A 19,934-nucleotide genomic window follows, 5' to 3' on the forward strand; every position below is an offset into this window, starting at 1 on the left:
TTTCTGACAGTTTTCCTTGCTAACAATTGTCATTAGCCGCGTTTATGATTCTCTCCATCGACAGCAACGACGCACTCTGCGACGTCGTTGCACAAAAAAACACAATAAGCCGCCTGAGTGGTTTCCTGGAGAGTATGATGAAGAAATTAGAAGATGTTGGTGTACTGGTAGCGCGCATTCTGATGCCAATCCTGTTTATTACCGCAGGTTGGGGAAAAATCACCGGATATGCGGGTACCCAACAGTACATGGAAGCCATGGGCGTCCCAGGATTTATGTTACCGCTGGTTATCCTGCTTGAGTTTGGCGGCGGTCTGGCCATCCTGTTTGGTTTCCTGACTCGTACTACTGCGCTGTTCACCGCGGGCTTCACGCTGCTGACGGCGTTCCTCTTCCACAGCAACTTTGCGGAAGGTGTGAACTCTCTGATGTTTATGAAAAACCTGACCATCGCAGGCGGCTTCCTGCTGCTGGCTATCACCGGTCCGGGCGCATTCAGCATCGACCGTGTACTGAATAAAAAATGGTAAGCGAGCTATACTAAACGCATCAAAAAGCGAGGAGACATCTCCTCGCTTTTGCTATCTGAGGAGGCGAAAATCATGGGACAACTCATTGACGGCGTATGGCATGACACCTGGTATGACACCAAATCAACCGGGGGAAAATTTCAACGCTCTGCATCAGCTTTCCGTAACTGGCTCACTGCGGATAGCGCACCCGGTCCAACGGGCGAAGGGGGTTTCGCCGCCGAAAAAGACCGCTATCATCTCTACGTTTCTCTGGCCTGTCCGTGGGCGCATCGCACGCTGATCTTGCGTAAACTCAAAGGGCTGGAACCGTTTATTTCCGTTTCCGTTGTGCATCCGCTGATGCTGGAAAACGGCTGGACCTTTGATGATAACTTCCCGGCGGCAACCGGCGATACCCTGTATCAGCACGAATTTCTTTATCAACTCTATTTACACGCCGATCCGCACTACAGCGGTCGGGTGACCGTTCCGGTGCTGTGGGACAAAAAGAACCACACCATTGTCAGCAACGAATCTGCAGATATCATCCGTATGTTTAACACTGCGTTTGATGCGCTGGGCGCGAAAGCCGGGGATTACTATCCACCCGCTCTGCAAACTAAAATCGACGAGCTGAACGGCTGGATTTATGACAACGTCAATAACGGCGTGTATAAAGCCGGATTTGCCACCAGTCAGGAAGCCTACGACGACGCCGTAGAAAAAGTCTTTCAATCTCTGGCGCGACTGGAGCAGATCCTTGGGCAACATCGCTACCTGACCGGGGACCAGTTAACAGAGGCCGATATTCGCCTGTGGACCACGCTGGTGCGCTTTGATCCTGTGTATGTGACGCACTTCAAGTGCGACAAACACCGGATTAGCGACTATCTGAACCTGTACGGTTTCCTGCGCGATATCTACCAGATGCCAGGCATTGCGGAGACCGTTAATTTCGATCACATCCGCAATCACTACTTCCGTAGCCACAAAACCATTAACCCGACCGGCATTATTTCTGTCGGACCGTGGCAGGACCTCAACGAGCCCCACGGGCGTGATGACCGTTTTGCCTGATTTACACGGGTCCCCTTTGGGGGCCAAATAATTAATACTGCAAATATTTACCAGCATTCCATTCACAGCTATTCTTAATTTGATTGCTTTAAAAACAAGTAATTGAATACAGAACGAGGCAAAAATGGATTGGTATTTAAACGTATTAAAGAACTACTTTGGTTTTGGGGGCCGCGCGCGTCGTAAAGAATACTGGATGTTTGTGCTGGTCAACATCATCTTTACGTTAGTGCTGGGCATTCTGGACAGAATGCTTGGCTGGGAACGCGCCGGAGGGGAAGGCATATTAACGACGATTTATGGGGTTCTGGTCTTTATCCCGTGGTGGGCGGTGCAGTTCCGGCGTTTACATGACACCGACCGTTCGGCCTGGTGGCTACTGGTGCTGCTGATCCCGATCGTAGGCTGGTTGGTAATCATCATTTTCAACTGTCAAAATGGGACTCAGGGGAGCAACCGCTTCGGCGCTGACCCAAAACAACTGTCCTGATGTAATACACCATCTTGTCGGCCGGATAAGGTGCATTTGCACCGCATCCGGCGTAACAGCCCTGCTATTTACCCGCAAACAGCTTGGGAATTTCCCGCAAACACCAGGATTTCGCTTCGCCCATGCTGTCTCGACGCCAGGCCATAATAATATCAATTTCGCTTGTCGATTCCGGGCTAACCACACGCAACCGACCCGCCGCAATGTCCTCTTCCACCAGCGGGTATGGCATCGTCGCCACGCCAAGGCCGGCCAACAGCGCCTGGCGTTTATCTTCTATTGAACTCACCGTCAGACGCGGCTGTTTATCCAGCAGTTGAACCGTCAGCACCGGACGTTCGCGGGCCGTGTCCGCCACCGCGATTCCGCGGTACTTCACGCGGGTGACTTCCGACAACGGTTCCGGCTCCTGATGAATTGGATGATCCGGGGCCGCCACATATACGTTCATCAGCGAGTACAGCTTGCGCGAGTTGATTTCCGAAGATGAGCGAAAATGCATATCCGGCGCAATCACGATATCCGCCCGCCCCTGCTCCAGACGCTCCCACGCCCCGGCCAGAACTTCGGTAATAACGGAAAGCTGGGTATTGGCCTTCCCGGCAAGTCTGTCGATCAGCGGGAAAAACGCCGCCGTCGGCACCAGCGCTTCGGTGACGATGGTCAGATGCGTTTCCCAACCGCGAGCCAGCGCTTCGGCATCGGTGGTCAGCTTATCCGCAGCTTCCAGCAGTACACGCCCACGTTCCAGCAGCATACGCCCGACGTTGGTGAATTTTGTGCGATGACCTGAGCGGTCGAACAGCACGACGTCCAGCTCTTCCTCCAGCTTCTGCATGGTATAGCTGAGCGCGGAAGGAACGCGCCCCAGTTCGTCCGCTGCGGCGGCAAAGCTGCCACGCCGGTCTATTGCGTCCATGACGCGTAACGCCTCAAGCGTTAAAGCCCTTTCTTTGGCCATCTCGTTCTCATTCAGGAAATTTGAACATACCGGGCAGAATATCTGGCTAACAATGCAGCGTCTAGCCATTTAACATAAAAGGAAGTAAAGAGAGGTCAAGAACTATGATTACTACCCGTACAGCCAAACAATGCGGGCAAGCAGACTACGGCTGGCTGCAGGCCCGTTATACCTTCTCCTTTGGACACTATTTTGATCCTAAACTGCTGGGTTATGCCTCGCTGCGTGTTCTGAACCAGGAAGTTCTGGCACCGGGAGCCTCTTTCCAGCCACGTACCTATCCGAAGGTGGATATCGTCAATCTGATCCTCGAAGGGGAAGCGGAGTATCGCGACAGTGAAGGGAACCATATCCAGGCCAAGGCAGGAGAAGTTTTACTGCTCGCCACACAGCCGGGAATTAGCTACAGCGAACACAATATCAGCAAAGATAAACCGTTAACCCGAATGCAGCTCTGGCTGGATGCCTGCCCGCAGCGCGAAAACGCCTGCGTACAGAAAGCCACGCTGAGTGCCGGTAAGCATCAGTTGCTCGCCTCGCCGGATGGAGAACAAGGCAGCCTGCATCTGCGTCAACAGGTATGGGTGCACCACGTTGAACTGCAACAAGGTGAATCGCTGAGTTTTCAGTTACATGGGCCGCGGGCTTACTTACAGTCGATCCACGGCAGATTCCATGCGGTGACATCTGGCGCCGAAAAGGAAGCGCTCACCTGCGGCGATGGCGCATTTATTCGTGACGAAACTAACATAACGTTAGTCGCCGATACCGCGCTGCGCGCTTTGCTGATAGATTTGCCCGTATAGTCAGGGAAAACAATGGAGTACGACTATTGAGCAAGAAATCATCAAAAAAACGCCAGCCGCAGGTTGAGTCGAAAAAACAGGATACTGTGACCTTCGGCTATGAAGAAATGCTGACAGAGCTGGAAGCGATTGTGGCGGATGCCGAGCTACGGCTGGAAGACGAAGAAGCCGCCTGAAAAGGCGGCTTAGAGTTATGCCGGGGGCGATTCCGCCTTACCCGGCCTGCAGATTAATGTGCCTTACTGGCCATGATCTCAATGATCTGCTTGTCGGTTTCCTGCATCGAGCGACACGCCAGCGCACACAGGTTCGTGATAGATTGCTCCACGTTGTGCGCCACAATCCCTTCATTGCCGGTCACAGCGGTGTCATCCAGCGCCATCAGCACCGCTTTCCACGCCGCAGATGCGCTGGTTGAAACTTTCATCGCGCAGCTGTTTGAGGCGCCATCGCAAATCATTCCGCTCACGTCGCCAATCATGCTGCTGATTGCCATCGCGATGGTGTTGTAGCGACCATCAACGATCCACGCCATCCCCGCCGCGGCGCCCATCGCCGCCGTGGTTGCCGCACACAATGCAGACAAACGCGGAAGCTGATGATGGATGTAGATAGCGCTCAGGTGAGACAACATCAGCGCACGCGCCAGTTTCTCTTCATCCGCTCCAAAGTGCTCAGCCACCACCATTACCGGAACGGTCGCGGTAATCCCCTGATTACCGGAGCCCGAGTTGCTCATTGCCGGAAGCGTCGCCCCGCCCATTCGCGCATCCGATGCCGCACTGGTGCGGATCAGAATAGAGGTGGAGAGATCGTTCGCCAGCAGGCCACGCGCGCACTGCTTCTCAAGCGTGGTTCCGATGTGCAAGCCCCAGTTACCGCGCAGCCCTTCCTGGGACAGCGCACCGTTCAGTTTCGCCGCATCGAGAATAAAGCGGATTGACTCAAACGGTACCGCGTTCACGAACGCCAGAATCTCTTCCAGCGACGTGTGGGACAATACCGCCAGCGGTGACTCCTGCTCCTCTTCCTGAGCGTTCTGTTCTGTCGTGAACACCACGCCCTTATTGGTCTCAATGTGCACAATGTTGGTATGACCACCAACAATCGTCACGCACGCCCATCCCTCAGCGCTATAAACCTTCGCACGGGAGAAGAGAATGTCCTCGCATGGCTCCTGCAGCATCACCGCGACCTTCCCGGCGGTAAGCATCGCTTTCGCATCGGCAATCGCTTGAGGCGAGGCGTCTTTCAGTACCTCTAAACCGGCGTGGGCATTTCCCCCCAGCGCACCCAGTGCCGCCGCGACAGGCAGCCCAACCATTCCGGTACCTGGCACGGTAACGCCCATGCCGTTTTTCATCAGGTTCGGTGAGACCCACGCATCAATGCGTTCAACCGCGCCGTCCAGCTCAGAGGAGGCGACCGCTGCCGCCAGAGCCAGAGAGATAGGTTCCGTGCAGCCCAGCGCAGGCTTAACTTCTTCCTGCACCGCGCGGATAAAACTATCCCATAATGGATTCAATGTAGTCTCAAACATAACAACAACCTTTGCTCAGATATCTCAGGAAAATGCCAGGAACGGAGAAACGCACAGCAGCAGGCCCGTGACAATAATCAGATACAGGGAAGCGCCTTTGTATTTGTGCAGTGCAGGAACTTTGTAGACCAACCAGGCCGGGATCAGACATCCCACCATGCCGAAGATAGGGCTACAAATAGAAGTGAAGCTCAGTACTGGCGCATTAAGCACAATGGCTCCCCACGCCAGCAGGATAGCGAAAACCATAATGCCGCGCTGAACCAGGGTCTCATTGATTTTCTCGGCTGGCATTTTGCGGCGCAGCACGTTCATCACGATCCCTTGAGTGGCTTCACGGAACCCTAAGTAAACGCCGAAGAAAGCGGTCATTACGGCAAAGATGTTCAGAATAACGCTGACGATTTTCACCCAGCCAGCACCCGCGCCGCTGATAAACTGCGCGGCAATCGCCAGAGCGGAAATGTTCTGCTCATAAGCTTTAACCGCTTCGTCATGGCCCATCGCCAGCGTGAAGGAAACGGCGTAGAAAAAGACGGTCACAAACAGAATACCGAACGCAATATTCATGGCTCGCAGGGCTTTATGGCGTGCCACTTCAATGGATTTATTGCGAGAACGATAGGAGATAACCATCGGGCTTAAGGTCTGAATAAACAGAATCGAGGTCAGGGTAAACGGCAGCGTGATAATCGCGTTTTTGATCAACAGCGCCATCGGCGGCAGTGAACCTACGTTATATAAATGCCACATCCCAACCATCGACACGCCAAGCGCCGCCACCACCAGCAGCTTGGTCAGTACCATACCGGTGGAGATTTTAAACAGCAGTTTTTCCCCGCGGGACGAGATAGCCACCAGGATGCAAATCAGCACCAGGCCATAGAACGGGCTGTCGGACAGTAACCCTTCAGTAACACCAAAAGTATGCAGGTAGGAGGCGCTATCGTTGGTGATGGCGGTGGAATAGACGAACATCCAGATAACCAGCATCACAAAATACAACGCACCTAACAGGATGCCCCAGTTCTTACCCAGATAGCCGCTGATCACGCTCGGGTAGTCTTTACACTCTGGGGACTCAGCCAGCGTATTAATAAACAGACGCTGGAACAGATACATGGCTGGGTAGCCGATGATAGAGGAGAGCAAAAACACCCACAGCCCCATCAAACCCACCTGGACGGGAAGAAAAACAATCCCCGCACCAATTGCCATACCGATACTCATAATGACCCAGCCGGTGTCCATGCTGTCGAATTTAATGGCTTCACGCCATTCACTTTCGGTCATTCCCGCCCGACGTGCCGGAGCAGATGCGTCGAGTATTACGCTGTTATTCGTTGCCGTTTCCATAATTTTCCGCTCAATGTGTAGGTAGAGGTTTTTATATTTTTTTCGTACTGCCTCAATGCGATACGCAGTACTACGGTGCAGGTGAGCTATTGGAGTAATGAGGAAATCATACGCGCAGGATCAGAGAAAAACTTCACAAACAAACCCCTGTAATTTCTAAAAGTTAAGAAATATTTTCTCTTTTATTTCCATATAAAGAATTTAATTTCTATATTTGAAGCCGATCACAACAAAAAAGGCGCACTAACATGTAATGCCAGTCAGTTAAGCATTATGGAGAACATGTGATTTCGGCTCAGGGTTCCGTTCACCTCAGTGGTATCACTTTTCTGAAACGCAGATACCCGTGAACGTGCACGGTGCACTGACTTCCAGTGAACTCTGTTTTGCTGTTCAGATAAAAAACGCAGGGGGTCAGGTGTGGGCTGGTCCGGCTGAAAATTGCCGACGTGTTTCCGTAAGGCCGGGAGAACCCGCAGGGATGCGGGTTCAGGGCGCGTTTTGCAGGGACGCTACCTCGCGCCCGGCCCGGTAGCCTGGAGGAATAAACGGAGGGGACCGCGGAGCGGCAATTTTCCCGCCGGGAGCCGGGATTGTTAAGGGTACGGCAATAGTACCCTTAACACGTTCACAGGTCGTATTGTCTCAGAGAAGTGATATCACTAAGGTGAACGTAGCAATACGCCGGAGGCAACAGATTCATTACCTCCGTATGTGCCACTTTCCATTATCGCTACGGCCACTCATCCTCGTTAACTGACAAGCATTACGCACTAACGTGCACCTTTTTTATCAGGTCATATTGATTAATTTATTGCTGAATAGCGCTGCGCTGACCAGGCACGGCTTTTACCTCAGGTACAAACCACTTTAATTGCCAGCCCACCGCGTGAGGTTTCACGGTATTTGTCGTTCATATCTTTGCCCGTTTCATACATGGTCTCGATCACTTTATCGAGCGAAACGCGTGGTTCTGACGTTCGACGTAGCGCCATGCGCGCGGCGTTGACGGCTTTTACTGCGTTGATCGCATTACGTTCAATGCACGGTATTTGCACCTGTCCGGCTACCGGATCGCAGGTCAGCCCCAGGTTATGCTCCATGGCGATTTCCGCTGCGATACAGACCTGCGACGGGCTACCGCCCAGCAGTTCTGTCAGACCGGCAGCCGCCATTGAACAGGCTACGCCAATCTCACCCTGGCAGCCCACCTCAGCACCAGAAATAGAGGCGTTCATCTTATACAGCGCGCCTATCGCCCCCGCGGCCAGCAAATAGCGGGCAATGGAGTTCGCATTCACCGGACGGCGGAACTTGTCGTAATAGGCCAATACGGCGGGAATAATCCCACATGCACCGTTGGTCGGCGCCGTCACAACCCGGCACCCGGCGGCGTTTTCTTCGCTCACGGCCAGCGCAAACATGTTGATCCAGTCAATAACGTTCATCGGATCGCTGGACAGATTATCGCTGGAAACCAGCAACCGACGTAACGCCACGGCGCGACGCGGAACGTTAAGCGGCCCCGGCAGGACGCCTTCGGTGTTCATGCCGCGCTCAATCCCGGCGTGCATGACGTCCCAAATGGCGGCAAAGCCAGCATCGATTTCCTCTTTGCTGCGCATCGCCAGCTCGTTTTGCATCATCAAGCCGGAAACAGACAGCCCATTGCGCTCGCACAGTTTCAGCAGTTCGCTGGCGGAATGAAAATTGTAGGGCACGTGTGCTTCAACATCATGCACCTGCCCAAATTGCTCCTCTTCAATGATAAAACCACCGCCGACGGAGTAATAGGTTTTGCTTAATAGCCTCTCGGTGCTGTTCCACGCGGTGATACGCATGCCATTTTCATGGCGTGGCAGCGTTTCGGTATGAAAGAGAATATTTTCATCTGGAGAGAAATCGACAACATGCGTGCCCTCAGCAACCGGCAAACGTCCGGTACGGGCCACTTCCTGAGTAAAACCAGCGATTGAGTCTATATTAACGTTTTGCGGACTGTTACCGGCCAGCCCCATCATGATCGCGACATCTGTCGCATGACCTTTCCCGGTCAGGGAAAGCGATCCGTAAAGATCGACCACAATATGCGTGGTTCTGGGGAGTTCTCCGCTGCTGACCAACAGATCGATAAAGCTTTTACCTGCGTTCATTGGCCCCACGGTATGGGAGCTGGAAGGTCCAATGCCAATCTTGAAAATATCGAATGCGCTAATCATATCCACACCCTCGGATTGCCGTTCAGTGAAGACCAGGTTTCACACTCATTAAGGATTGGGGCGATCCTGAGATCGCCCCGCAAGGGATTACAGCGTATCGCCACGTACGGCGATGGCTTCAATCTCCAGCTTCACATCCTTTGGTAAGCGGGCGACCTGTACGCAACTGCGCGTGGGGTAGATAGCCTGATGCTCATCAAAGAACTGCTGGTACACCTGGTTAATGGTGGCGAAGTCGTTCAGGTCGGATACGAAAACGGTAGTCTTCACGATATCGCTCACTTTCAAACCTGCGGACTCGACGATCGCTTTCACGTTTTCCAGGCTTTGACGTGCCTGATCGGCCACGTTTTCTGCCACTTCACCGGTCTGTGGACACACCGGGATTTGACCTGACGTCAACACCATGCTGCCCAGATCCACGCCCTGTACGTAAGGCCCAATCGCCCCTGGCGCACATTCGGTTGCAATAACTTTTCTCATAATCCCTCCGGCGTCAGAGCGCCTGGGTGAAAGTACGTGAAATAACATCCTGCTGCTGTTCACGGGTCAACGCGTTGAAGCGCACCGCATAGCCAGACACGCGGATCGTCAGGTTCGGATAATTTTCCGGGTGCTCAATGGCATCCATCAACATTTCACGGTTCATAACGTTAACGTTCAGATGCTGCCCACCTTCCACATGCGCTTCGTGGTGGAAGTAACCGTCCAGCAGACCAACCAGGTTGGTTTTACGCACCCCATCTTCTTTGCCCAGTGCAGCCGGCACAATGGAGAAGGTGTACGAGATACCGTCTTTGGCATAGGTAAACGGCAGTTTGGCCACTGAGGTTAACGACGCAACCGCGCCCTTACGATCGCGGCCGTGCATCGGGTTAGCCCCTGGCGCAAACGGCGTACCTGCGCGACGTCCGTCCGGTGTGTTACCGGTTTTCTGTCCGTACACCACGTTGGAGGTGATGGTCAGGATGGACTGCGTCGGCACCGCGTTACGGTAGGTTGGCAACACCTTAATTTTCTTCATGAAACGTTCGACCAGGTCGCAGGCAATGCTGTCTACTCGCTCGTCATTGTTGCCGTATTGCGGATAGTCGCCTTCGATTTCGAAATCGACAGCCAGACCGTTTTCATCACGAATCGGTTTCACGCGAGCGTATTTGATAGCCGACAGTGAATCCGCCGCCACGGACAGACCCGCCATACCACAAGCCATCGTGCGATAGACATCACGATCGTGTAGCGCCATCAGCGAAGCTTCATAGCTGTACTTGTCGTGCATATAGTGGATGATGTTCAGCGCGCTGATGTACTGCACGGCCAGCCAGTCCATAAAATGGTCCAGGCTCTCCATCACCGTATCGTAATCCAGCACGTCATCCATCAGCGGTGCCGTTTTCGGCCCAACCTGAATTTTCAGCTTCTCATCCACGCCGCCGTTGATTGCGTACAGCAACGTTTTGGCGAGGTTGGCACGCGCACCGAAGAACTGCATTTGTTTGCCGATAACCATCGGGCTTACGCAGCAGGCAATGGCATAGTCATCGCTGTCAAAGTCGGCACGCATCAAATCGTCGTTTTCATACTGCAAAGACGAGGTGATGATAGACACCTGGGCGGCGTACTTTTTGAAGGCAATCGGCAGCGCTTCAGACCACAGCACCGTCAGGTTCGGCTCAGGCGCCGGTCCCATGGTGTGCAGCGTATGCAGGTAGCGGAACGAGTTTTTCGTCACCAGCGTGCGGCCATCCAGCCCCATGCCGCCGATAACTTCAGTCGCCCAGATAGGGTCGCCTGAGAACAGGGTGTCGAATTCCGGCGTACGCAGGAAGCGCACCATACGGATCTTCATAATGAAGTGGTCGATCAGCTCCTGCGCCTGCTGCTCGTTTAAAATTCCCGCTTTGAAATCGCGCTCAATGTAGATGTCGAGGAACGATGCGGTACGGCCCAGCGACATTGCGCCGCCGTTCTGAGATTTCACCGCAGCCAGGTAAGCAAAGTAAACCCACTGCACCGCTTCCTGCGCATTACGCGCCGGGCGGGAGATATCGCAGCCGTACTTCGCTGCCATTTCCTGCATCTGCAGCAGGGCGCGACGGTGCTCAGACAGCTCTTCGCGCAGGCGAATCGTGGCTTCAAGATTCTGGCCCCACTCCAGGTTCGACTGGAGATCGGCAAACTGCAGTTCACGCTCGCGTACCAGGTAGCGGATACCGTACAACGCGACGCGGCGATAGTCGCCGATGATACGACCACGCCCATAGCCGTCCGGCAGACCGGTCAGCACGCCGGATTTACGGCAGCGCAGCATATCCGGAGAGTAGGCGTCGAATACGCCCTGGTTATGGGTTTTACGCAGTTCAGTAAACTGGTATTCAAAATCAGCATCCATCTCACGACCATAAGCATCAAAAGAGCTCTTGATCATGTTGATGCCGCCAAACGGATGCAGAGCGCGCTTGAGCGGCTTATCCGTTTGCAGACCAACGATTTTTTCCAGTTCTTGTTCAATATAACCCGCATCATGTGCGGTTATCGTGGTGGCAATATTGGTATCGAAATCAACCGGCGCGTGCGTCGAGTTTTCAATACGGATGCCCGCCATGACTTTTTCCCACAATGCAGTGGTCGCTGGCGTTGCTTCGGCGAGGAAAGATTCATCCCCTTCATAAGGCGTATAGTTGTGCTGAATAAAATCACGGACATTAATTTCTTCTTTCCAGTCCGTACCTTTAAAGCCATTCCAGGCTTCGGCATACAGCATATCGCTGGTATCGATATTTACCTTCATGAAAAATAATCTCTCTGCTGAAAATTAATTATGCAAATTCTACTGGTATATTAATTTTGCCTAACGCAATGGCATCACGCGCAATCATTTTCTCTTCATTTGTGGGAATAACCGCACAAATAACACGAGCATCTTTATTAGAGATAATTCTTTCGCCATGGGAATTTGGCAGGCTATTCATCTCGCTGTCGATATTCCCCCCTAAAACGGCGAGATGCTCGATAACCAGACGACGAATTAATACCGAGTTCTCACCTATTCCACCGGTGAAAATAATCCCATCAAGACGATGCAGCGAAGCGGCATGTCCGGCGATATGGCGCGCGATACGATGCACAAACGTTTTAATCGCCAACTGCGCACGCTCATGTCCCTCGTGCCAGGCTTTTTCTAACGTACGTAAGTCAGAGGACAAACCGGAAATACCCAGTAAACCGGACTCTTTATTCACAACGCGCTCAAGGTCGCTCAGCGTCTGGTTGGTTTCGCTGGCAATCCACGCCATGGCGCCGAAATCGACGTCACCGCTGCGTGTACCCATCATCAACCCTTCCAACGGCGTCATGCCCATTGAGGTATCAACGCTCTGCCCGTTACGCACCGCGCAGATTGACGCGCCGTTCCCCAGGTGAGCCACAACCAGACCGGAGTCATCACTCTGCAGCTCAAGAAGCTCATGCGCTCGCTGAGATACATAGCGGTGCGACGTGCCGTGGAAGCCATAACGACGAACGCCTAACTCCTCAAAATATTTCCACGGTAGACCGTAAAGATAGGCCTCTGGGGCCATCGTCTGGTGGAAGCTGGTATCAAATACCGCAACCTGCTGCACGCCTGGGAAAAGGTGCTGTGCTGATTCAATCCCACTGAGGTTCGCATAATTATGTAACGGTGCTAATGGCGATACCCGGCGAATATTATCGATAACGTCGTCAGTAATAATTGCTGATTCGGTAAAGATATTTCCACCGTGGGCAATGCGGTGGCCAATTAAGGCCACGCTGTCCATTAAATTACGTTTTTCCAGTTCAACGGCGATTGCTTTTAATGCGTCTTCGTAGCTGTGGTGAGCCAGCTTAGCTGGCTCTCCTCCATTAATTGCTATGAACGCATTTTCAGAGTTAATACCGTCCGCGATTCCCGCCATTAAAACTTCACAGTTCGCTGCATCCAGCACTGAGAATTTAATGGAAGACGAACCACAGTTAATAACCAGTACTACCGGAAACTCATTCATTTCACTACTCCGCTCATCCTGAGCTTAAGGATTAAAACAGTTTGTAGACAATGTTCAGGATAGTCAGCAGACCAATCACGGTAACAAACACGTTATCCAGACGGCCACGGTATTTCGCCAGTGACGGCGCTTTACGGATGGCATACATCGGCAGCAGGCAGAGCAGAGAGGCAATAATCGGCGCGCCCATTGCTTCAATCAGGTCCAGGATGTTCGGGTTGGCGTAAGCCACAACCCAGGTGGAGCCCATGATAAAGATCATGCTGATGGTGTTAAGTTTGCCGACGGAAACCTTAGTTTTATCGCCTTTGTAACCAAACTTCAGCACCAGACCGTTCAGACCTTCCAGCGTGCCCAGGTAGTGGCCGAAGAAAGATTTGAAGATAGCAACCAGGGCGATGATTGAAGCGCCGTACTCCAGAACGGTCGCGAAGGTGGACTTCGAACCGGACAGTGAAGCGAAGTGGTTCGCCAGGTAAGACAGTACTGGAATGTTCTGCGCTTTCGCATCCGCCATGTTTGCCGGAGAGAGCGTGAACAGGCAGCTAAAGGCAAAGAACATCACCACGGCAACCATCAGCATACTGGCGCGGGAGATGATTTTTGAACATTTCTGCTCGGTAAATTCGCGACCGTAATCTTTCTCATACTCTTCACGTTTAGAGACCACGAAGGAAGAAACGATAGGTGAGAAGTTGAAAGAAAACACCATGATGGAAATACCCAGCCACACGGTAACCAGGATGCCGTCATGGCCAGTCAGTGCGATATTGCTGAGATCAACCTGATCGATAACCGCAGAGTTCCAGTAAGGAATCAGAGACAGAGAGATCAGCACCAGGCTGGCAATAAACGGCCATACCAGGTAGCTCATCACTTTAACCATCAGATCCTTACCAAACCAGATGACGAATGCCATCAGCAGCAGCAGGAACAGTGCCACGAAGCCACGGTTTAACGCTGGCATCTGCAACTGGTTTTCCCAAAAGGTCATAAAGGTGTTGGTAATGGTGACGCCATAAATCCACAGCAGCGGACAAATTGCAAAGAAGTAGAGGAACGTGATAACCACGCCGCCCGTTTTACCAAAGTGCTCTTCAACCGTTTCTGTGATGTTACCGGAAGGGTTAGAACCGGAAAGACACAGGCGTGCCAGCGCACGGTGGCAATAGAAGGCGATGGGGTATGCTAACACCAGCATTATCAGAATGGGGATCAGTCCGCCAAAACCTGCGCGGATAGGGAAGAACAGCACCCCGGCGCCGATGGCTGTACCAAATAAACCCAGTGTCCAGGTGGTGTCCGATTTGCGCCAGGACGACTGTTTTGTCTGGCTGGATACAATGCTATCAGTAGTACTCATATCCTATCCTCAACGAAGTATATTAAGCGTCAACTAAACCAGTAATTTGAGATACACGAGAAAGGTCGATATTACCGCCAGAAATAATGCTGACTGTTTTTCTGTTCTGGATATAGCTATCTAATTTCCCGCTTAATAATGCTGCGCAAGCCAGCGCGCCGGCACCTTCAGTCACAACTTTATTTCGCTGAATTAATGCCACCATGCTGTTGCGAATTTCATCTTCGCTGACCAGGACAATGTCATCCACCAACTCACGAACAATTTCATACGTTAAAGTACCCGGGCGGGAAACGTCACAACCATCCGCCAGGGTGCCGGTCGTTCGGTGCGTGGTTATTTCTCCAGCGTGGAAAGAAGCCGCCATGCCATGAACATTTTCAGACTGTACGCCAATAATTTTAATAGTCGGGTTAATAGATTTAATTGCCACTGCAATACCAGCAATCAGTCCGCCACCGCCAATTGGCACAATCACGTTATCGACATCGTACAGATCTTCCAGAATTTCCAGACCAATAGTGCCCTGACCAGCAATCACTTTCGGGTCATCATAGGGTGGAATAAAGATACGGCCTTCAGTTTCCACAATCTCGCTAACCTTAGCGATGGTGTCGTTGAAGTTGTCGCCGTGCAGCACAACCTCTGCGGAATAATCGCAGGTTGCAGCAACTTTAGACTTCGGCGCGCCTTTCGGCATGACCACTTTGCCGTCGATTCCGAGCATGGCGCAGGAGAGAGAAACCCCTTGCGCATGGTTACCTGCAGAGCAAGCCACCACGCCCTTACATCTTTCAGCTTCGGTTAATGAACTGAGCTTGTTAAACGCACCACGGATTTTAAATGAACCGGTACGTTGCATATTTTCAAACTTGAGGAAAATTTCCCCTTTGCAACGTTCACTAAAATAGTTAGAGCGAGGCATTCCCGTTTTATAAATTTTCCCCGCCAGTCTTTTTTTCGCTTCGAGGATATCTTCAATTGCAACTGGGAGATCGTATGTAATGTGCATTAGAACCTCTTACTAGGGTATTAAAGTAAATAGATAGCCATGACCATTGTCAGATATAGACAGATGGCGTTAATTTCGTGTTAAAACAAATTCAATCTTTAATCAATTTCAATTAATTGCCTTCGTCTCCGACAATTATATGATGAATACTCTTTGGCTAATTCCACCAAAATAGATGCTGCTTTTTTAATTCGATAATTTTTCGACCATACGGCGGCATAACGCGCGACGGGTAAGGTTTCTTCTACCGGGATAGTAATAAACTGGTTTGAGCCAAATGGTGTGGTCATATCGCAGGGAATTACTGTTAAGAAATCAGCATTGAGAACAAGATTATAAATCGTAACGACGGAGTCTGTTTTAACGATGTTTTCACTGCTGATGCCATTATTTTGTAACGTGGTTAGAAGTTCACTGTAGTACCCCATATTCGTTTGTGGCAACACCCACTGTTCGTTTTTCAACGCGCTCAGCGAGGTGATGCCGGTGCATGTTCGGGACTTGCTGGCAACGAGGACGAAGTCTGACTCAAAGAGCGGTTCAACATGCAGATCGTGCAGTTTCATCTCATCACTCAGCGTACCGATCGCGAAGTCCAGACGCCCGTCACGAATCGCAGGTAAGAACGAGGAGAGCTGAGCTTCATACATGGAAACCTGCGCTTTCGGGAACACTTCTTTGAATTTTTTAATCATGCCGGACATGATGGTGAAGGCAATCAATGAAGGAAAGCCAAACGACACATCAACGACCGCATTGCTCGTCATGCTGTTCATCTCATCAACCATGTTCTTCATTTCACGGGTAATAGATTCAGACCATGAGAGCATAACCTGACCTGCCTGAGTTAATGTCACACCAGTATTTTTGCGTACGACTAACTCAATACCGAAATAAGCTTCTACATCATTAATGATTTTGCTGACAGCCGGTTGAGTTAAACCTAATTCTTTTGCAGCTGAGCCGATAGAACCGCTTCTAATGACTTCCTGAAAGACCACTAAGTGCTGTGTTTTAGGGAGTGTAATAGTATTCATATCGACCTGCGCTAATTACTTTGTTGACGGCAGGAAGTGTACCAAATTAAGCGAACGAGGATATGTGCTACCACTCACAAATCCCCTTGACTTACATTTTGTAAGACTATTATTTAAATTGAAATCACTTAATAATCATATAGATATGAAATATTGATCTCACTTTATCCTGACTTTAATCAAAAAAAGATGGGGGGATAACGATTTTTTATGGCTATAACAACACCATTTCTCCTGCTATTTCTTAAAACCACGAAAGGCTATATTTCAATCAATTACAGAGTAATTACCAGGCAAAACAGCGCTTAAATTTAATAAGCAACTTATCAAATATAATTATATTTTATCGTTTATAGTGGTCAAATAACGTTATGCATCACGTTTTTTAGCCTTATTTGTTTGTAAAGAAACATTGCATTTATTAATATTTAAACCAAAACATACAAAGAACCATCAAATGCAACATTGCATTAACAGTAGTTTTGTACGATTTATCAGCCAGTAATTTTGTGATGGCGATCGATTGCGTTCGATTATTCTCGATAAAAACGTATCGCGCAGCGTTTTGTGCTGGTCATCACAAAAAAGGAAATATCCCGCAAGACATTCCCTTAGATAAAAGAAGTTCAGTGCGTAAATAAAGGTCAAATAACGATGAGATGAATGGGAAATAAAGGCCAGATCCGTGGTGAACCAACTACAACACGACAGGAAAAAACGTCTGCCGGATGGCAGTGTAAACGTCTTATCCGGTCTATAAAGCAAAAAACCTCGCCGAAGCGGGTTTTTATAAAGAGGTGAAGCTGACCGATAAGCCGCGTTCTTTTGAGTATAGCGTCGTGGACAGTCTGCCTACAAAGCAAAAACCCCGCCGAAGCGGGGTTTTATAAAGAGTGAAGCTGACCGATAAGCCGCGTTCTTTTGAGCATAGCGTCGTGGACAGTCTGCCTACAAAGCAAAAACCCCGCCGAAGCGGGGTTTTATTATAAAGAGGTGAAGCTGACCGATAAGCCGGGTTCTGTCGTGGACAGTCATTCATCTAGGCCAGCAATCGCTCACTGGCTCAAGCAGCCTACCCGGGTTCAGTACGGGCCGTACCTTGTGAACCCCTATTTGGCCTTGCTCCGGGTGGAGTTTACCGTGCCACGGACTGTTACCAGCCGCGCGGTGCGCTCTTACCGCACCCTTTCACCCTTACCTGATCCCACTTGCGTGGGCCATCGGCGGTTTGCTCTCTGTTGCACTGGTCGTGGGTTTCCCCCCCAGGCGTTACCTGGCACCCTGCCCTATGGAGCCCGGACTTTCCTCCCCTCCGCCCGTCTCCCCCGAAGAGGACGACGACGAAGCGGCGACTGTCTGGTCAGCTTCGGCGCGCAGTATAGAGGGTTTGCGGGGCATTGTCACCCCGCACTGCGCATTCCTATCGCCAACGTGGCGGCGATGTTTCTTGAAGCGCGATAAATATTATCAAATGCCCCACGAAAGGCCTCTTCCAGCGTGCTGATGGTGGTTAATACGCTAAACACCGCATCGATACCATATTGATGCACCACCTCCACATCGCGCGTCAGGCTGCCGCCAATACCAATTACCGGCTTGTGGTACTTCTTCGCGACATTCGCCACACCCACCGGCACTTTGCCGTGAATGCTCTGGCTGTCAATCCGCCCTTCTCCGGTCACCACCAGCGTACAGTCATGAATATGCTCTTCCAGATTGAGCGCCTGGGTCACAATCTCAATACCACTGCGCAACTCCGCACCTAAAAAAGCCATTAACGCGGCGCCCATTCCGCCTGCCGCACCTGAGCCAGGAACGTCTTTCACATCAACCCGCAGCGATTTTTTAATGATGTCGGCATAGTGAGACAGATTGCGGTCCAGTTCGATAATGCGTTCTTCCGTCGCCCCTTTCTGCGGGCCAAAAATGCGCGAAGCGCCAGTATCGCCGGTGAGTGGATTAGTCACATCGCAGGCCACGCGAATTGAGCAGGTTTTTAAGCGCGGATCCAGGCCCGTTATATCGATGGTGTTCAGACTCTCCAGGCTTCCACCACCGTTGCCAATCTCTGTCCCGTTGGCGTCGCAGAGTTTCGCCCCCAGCGCCTGCACCATACCCGCGCCGCCGTCGTTGGTCGCACTACCGCCAATACCAATAATGATGCTCTGCGCACCGCTATCCAGCGCCTGCAAAATCAACTCCCCGGTGCCACGCGACGTGGTGACTAACGGGTTACGCTTTTCAGGTGGAACCAACGCCAGACCGCTGGCTGCCGCCATTTCGATAAACGCGGTTTTACCATCTCCAGACATGCCCCAGCAGGCATTCACTTTTTCGCCCAGCGGCCCTGTCACCCACGCTGAATGTTCACTCCCCTGCGTAGCGGCAATCATGGCTTCGACCGTTCCTTCACCACCATCGGCAACCGGGACAGAAACATATTGCGCATCGGGGAAAATTTCCCGAAATCCTTTTTCTATTGCCTGAGCTACCTCGGTGGCAGAAAGGCTTTCTTTATAAGAGTCTGGGGCAATTACGATTTTCATAGTTATGTAGCCTGACAGTGCCGCGCAAGGCAAGAAATACAGGGCGCGCATCCGCGCCCTTCTTGTTAGCGAGTGACTTCCACTTTCGCCAGTTTTTCGTAGTAGCATGCGAGTGCGCTATGATCGGCGGTGCCCAGCCCATCAGCGCGTAGCGCCTGCATCATCTCCATGACTGCAGCAGTCAGCGGTAACTGAGCGCCAACGCCATGAGAGGTATCCAGCGCGTTCGCCAGATCTTTAATATGCAGGTCGATACGGAAACCCGGCTTAAAGTTTCTGTCCATAACCATTGGCGCTTTCGCATCCAGTACGGTGCTTCCCGCCAGCCCACCACGGATCGCCTGATACACCAGATCCGGGTTTACGCCCGCTTTGGTCGCCAGCGTCAGCGCTTCGGACATTGCCGCAATGTTCAGCGCCACAATCACCTGATTCGCCAGCTTGGTGACGTTACCCGCGCCGATGTCACCGGTATGTACCACGGAACCTGCCATCGCCTTCAGCAGATCGTAATATTTGTCAAAAATCGCTTTATCACCGCCAACCATCACCGACAGAGTACCGTCGATGGCTTTCGGTTCGCCGCCGCTTACCGGCGCGTCCAGCATATCCACGCCTTTCGCTTTCAGCGCGTCGCTGATTTCACGGCTGGCTAACGGCGCGATGGAGCTCATGTCGATCAGCACTGTCCCCGGTTTCGCCCCTTCAATAATGCCGCCCTCTCCCAGCGCCACTTCTTTCACATGTGGAGAATTCGGCAGCATGGTGATGATCACATCGCACTGCTCGGCAATATCTTTCGCCGTGGCGGCGGTTTCTGCGCCTGCGGCAATCACTTCCGCAATGGATTCCGGGTTACGGTCAGCAACCACCAGCGAGTAACCTGCCTTGAGGAGGTTTTTACTCATTGGTTTACCCATAATACCGAGGCCAATAAAACCAACTTTCATTGTCATGTCTTTATCTCTCTCTACTGTCGAGGGGGGG

At 51.6% G+C, this 19,934-nt stretch carries 17 protein-coding genes and 1 other RNA gene; 5 read left to right on the forward strand and 13 right to left on the reverse strand.

Features of this window, described 5'->3' with window-relative positions:
• The first annotated feature begins 137 nt into the window (after positions 1-137).
• From KQJ19_RS02060 to KQJ19_RS02070, 3 genes are all read left to right on the forward strand, one after another.
• Entirely contained in the window at positions 138-530 is a 393-nt protein-coding gene (locus KQJ19_RS02060) for a DoxX family protein (RefSeq protein WP_003024847.1), read from the forward strand.
• Between the two features lie 72 nt (positions 531-602).
• Positions 603-1,589 carry a glutathionyl-hydroquinone reductase YqjG gene (gene yqjG / locus KQJ19_RS02065; RefSeq protein WP_200047070.1) on the forward strand — a complete coding sequence of 329 codons (987 nt, stop codon included), beginning with the start codon at positions 603-605 and terminating at the stop codon, positions 1,587-1,589.
• A 124-nt stretch (positions 1,590-1,713) separates the two neighbouring features.
• Positions 1,714-2,079, forward strand: coding sequence for a DUF805 domain-containing protein (locus KQJ19_RS02070; RefSeq protein WP_216403291.1), 366 nt, complete (start codon positions 1,714-1,716; stop codon positions 2,077-2,079).
• A gap of 64 nt (positions 2,080-2,143) precedes the next feature.
• Here KQJ19_RS02070 and yhaJ read toward each other — a convergent pair whose 3' ends face one another.
• Positions 2,144-3,040 (reverse strand): DNA-binding transcriptional regulator YhaJ, encoded by an 897-nt coding sequence (gene yhaJ, locus KQJ19_RS02075; RefSeq protein ID WP_016154624.1) that lies wholly within the window; start codon positions 3,038-3,040, stop codon positions 2,144-2,146.
• A 104-nt stretch (positions 3,041-3,144) separates the two neighbouring features.
• Here yhaJ and KQJ19_RS02080 point away from each other — a divergent pair, with 104 nt between their 5' ends.
• Complete coding sequence (locus KQJ19_RS02080) at positions 3,145-3,846, forward strand: pirin family protein (protein ID WP_016157539.1); 702 nt, start codon at positions 3,145-3,147, stop codon at positions 3,844-3,846.
• A 26-nt stretch (positions 3,847-3,872) separates the two neighbouring features.
• Entirely contained in the window at positions 3,873-4,022 is a 150-nt protein-coding gene (locus KQJ19_RS02085; protein WP_216403292.1) for a hypothetical protein, read from the forward strand.
• A 53-nt stretch (positions 4,023-4,075) separates the two neighbouring features.
• On the opposite strand, the gene KQJ19_RS02090 is transcribed toward KQJ19_RS02085, so the two are convergent.
• From KQJ19_RS02090 to garR, 12 genes are all read right to left on the reverse strand, one after another.
• A complete protein-coding gene (locus KQJ19_RS02090; RefSeq protein ID WP_016154627.1) occupies positions 4,076-5,386 on the reverse strand; it encodes a serine dehydratase subunit alpha family protein in 1,311 nt (436 codons plus the stop codon).
• Positions 5,387-5,410: 24 nt separating this feature from the next.
• Complete coding sequence (locus KQJ19_RS02095; protein ID WP_016157542.1) at positions 5,411-6,742, reverse strand: amino acid permease; 1,332 nt, start codon at positions 6,740-6,742, stop codon at positions 5,411-5,413.
• Between the two features lie 854 nt (positions 6,743-7,596).
• Positions 7,597-8,961 (reverse strand): L-serine ammonia-lyase, encoded by a 1,365-nt coding sequence (gene tdcG, locus KQJ19_RS02100; RefSeq protein WP_103767075.1) that lies wholly within the window; start codon positions 8,959-8,961, stop codon positions 7,597-7,599.
• An 87-nt stretch (positions 8,962-9,048) separates the two neighbouring features.
• Complete coding sequence (locus KQJ19_RS02105) at positions 9,049-9,444, reverse strand: enamine/imine deaminase (RefSeq protein ID WP_016157544.1); 396 nt, start codon at positions 9,442-9,444, stop codon at positions 9,049-9,051.
• Between the two features lie 13 nt (positions 9,445-9,457).
• On the reverse strand, positions 9,458-11,752 hold the full coding sequence (pflB, locus tag KQJ19_RS02110; protein ID WP_016154631.1) for a formate C-acetyltransferase: 2,295 nt from the start codon (positions 11,750-11,752) through the stop codon (positions 9,458-9,460).
• 28 nt (positions 11,753-11,780) lie between these two features.
• Positions 11,781-12,989, reverse strand: a complete 1,209-nt coding sequence (gene tdcD, locus KQJ19_RS02115; protein ID WP_047499660.1) for a propionate kinase — start codon at positions 12,987-12,989, stop codon at positions 11,781-11,783.
• 31 nt (positions 12,990-13,020) lie between these two features.
• Complete coding sequence (gene tdcC / locus KQJ19_RS02120) at positions 13,021-14,352, reverse strand: threonine/serine transporter TdcC (RefSeq protein WP_153689985.1); 1,332 nt, start codon at positions 14,350-14,352, stop codon at positions 13,021-13,023.
• Positions 14,353-14,374: 22 nt separating this feature from the next.
• Positions 14,375-15,364, reverse strand: a complete 990-nt coding sequence (gene tdcB, locus KQJ19_RS02125) for a bifunctional threonine ammonia-lyase/L-serine ammonia-lyase TdcB (RefSeq protein ID WP_003828594.1) — start codon at positions 15,362-15,364, stop codon at positions 14,375-14,377.
• A 98-nt stretch (positions 15,365-15,462) separates the two neighbouring features.
• Positions 15,463-16,401: a transcriptional regulator TdcA gene (gene tdcA / locus KQJ19_RS02130; RefSeq protein WP_103767074.1), complete on the reverse strand. Its 939-nt coding sequence runs from the start codon at positions 16,399-16,401 to the stop codon at positions 15,463-15,465.
• A gap of 991 nt (positions 16,402-17,392) precedes the next feature.
• Positions 17,393-17,769: RNase P RNA component class A (gene rnpB, locus KQJ19_RS02135), an RNA gene on the reverse strand.
• Positions 17,770-17,801: 32 nt separating this feature from the next.
• Positions 17,802-18,947 carry a glycerate 2-kinase gene (gene garK, locus KQJ19_RS02140; protein WP_047358544.1) on the reverse strand — a complete coding sequence of 382 codons (1,146 nt, stop codon included), beginning with the start codon at positions 18,945-18,947 and terminating at the stop codon, positions 17,802-17,804.
• Positions 18,948-19,012: 65 nt separating this feature from the next.
• On the reverse strand, positions 19,013-19,903 hold the full coding sequence (gene garR / locus KQJ19_RS02145) for a 2-hydroxy-3-oxopropionate reductase (protein WP_003840019.1): 891 nt from the start codon (positions 19,901-19,903) through the stop codon (positions 19,013-19,015).
• Positions 19,904-19,934: the final 31 nt, after the last annotated feature.

It is taken from the genome of Citrobacter sp. S46_ASV_140, from assembly GCF_018919545.1.
In the GTDB taxonomy this organism is placed as follows: domain Bacteria; phylum Pseudomonadota; class Gammaproteobacteria; order Enterobacterales; family Enterobacteriaceae; genus Citrobacter; species Citrobacter braakii.

Bases quoted from the DNA above. Each gene is read 5' to 3' on its own strand.
- KQJ19_RS02080 (WP_016157539.1), top strand. From the start codon at position 3,145: ATGATTACTACCCGTACAGCCAAACAATGCGGGCAAGCAGACTACGGC.
- KQJ19_RS02105 (WP_016157544.1), bottom strand. From the start codon at position 9,444: ATGAGAAAAGTTATTGCAACCGAATGTGCGCCAGGGGCGATTGGGCCT.
- garK (WP_047358544.1), bottom strand. From the start codon at position 18,947: ATGAAAATCGTAATTGCCCCAGACTCTTATAAAGAAAGCCTTTCTGCC.
- yqjG (WP_200047070.1), top strand. From the start codon at position 603: ATGGGACAACTCATTGACGGCGTATGGCATGACACCTGGTATGACACC.
- pflB (WP_016154631.1), bottom strand. From the start codon at position 11,752: ATGAAGGTAAATATCGATACCAGCGATATGCTGTATGCCGAAGCCTGG.
- tdcG (WP_103767075.1), bottom strand. From the start codon at position 8,961: ATGATTAGCGCATTCGATATTTTCAAGATTGGCATTGGACCTTCCAGC.
- KQJ19_RS02060 (WP_003024847.1), top strand. From the start codon at position 138: ATGAAGAAATTAGAAGATGTTGGTGTACTGGTAGCGCGCATTCTGATG.
- garR (WP_003840019.1), bottom strand. From the start codon at position 19,903: ATGACAATGAAAGTTGGTTTTATTGGCCTCGGTATTATGGGTAAACCA.
- tdcA (WP_103767074.1), bottom strand. From the start codon at position 16,401: ATGAATACTATTACACTCCCTAAAACACAGCACTTAGTGGTCTTTCAG.
- tdcB (WP_003828594.1), bottom strand. From the start codon at position 15,364: ATGCACATTACATACGATCTCCCAGTTGCAATTGAAGATATCCTCGAA.
- KQJ19_RS02095 (WP_016157542.1), bottom strand. From the start codon at position 6,742: ATGGAAACGGCAACGAATAACAGCGTAATACTCGACGCATCTGCTCCG.
- KQJ19_RS02070 (WP_216403291.1), top strand. From the start codon at position 1,714: ATGGATTGGTATTTAAACGTATTAAAGAACTACTTTGGTTTTGGGGGC.
- tdcD (WP_047499660.1), bottom strand. From the start codon at position 12,989: ATGAATGAGTTTCCGGTAGTACTGGTTATTAACTGTGGTTCGTCTTCC.
- tdcC (WP_153689985.1), bottom strand. From the start codon at position 14,352: ATGAGTACTACTGATAGCATTGTATCCAGCCAGACAAAACAGTCGTCC.
- KQJ19_RS02090 (WP_016154627.1), bottom strand. From the start codon at position 5,386: ATGTTTGAGACTACATTGAATCCATTATGGGATAGTTTTATCCGCGCG.
- yhaJ (WP_016154624.1), bottom strand. From the start codon at position 3,040: ATGGCCAAAGAAAGGGCTTTAACGCTTGAGGCGTTACGCGTCATGGAC.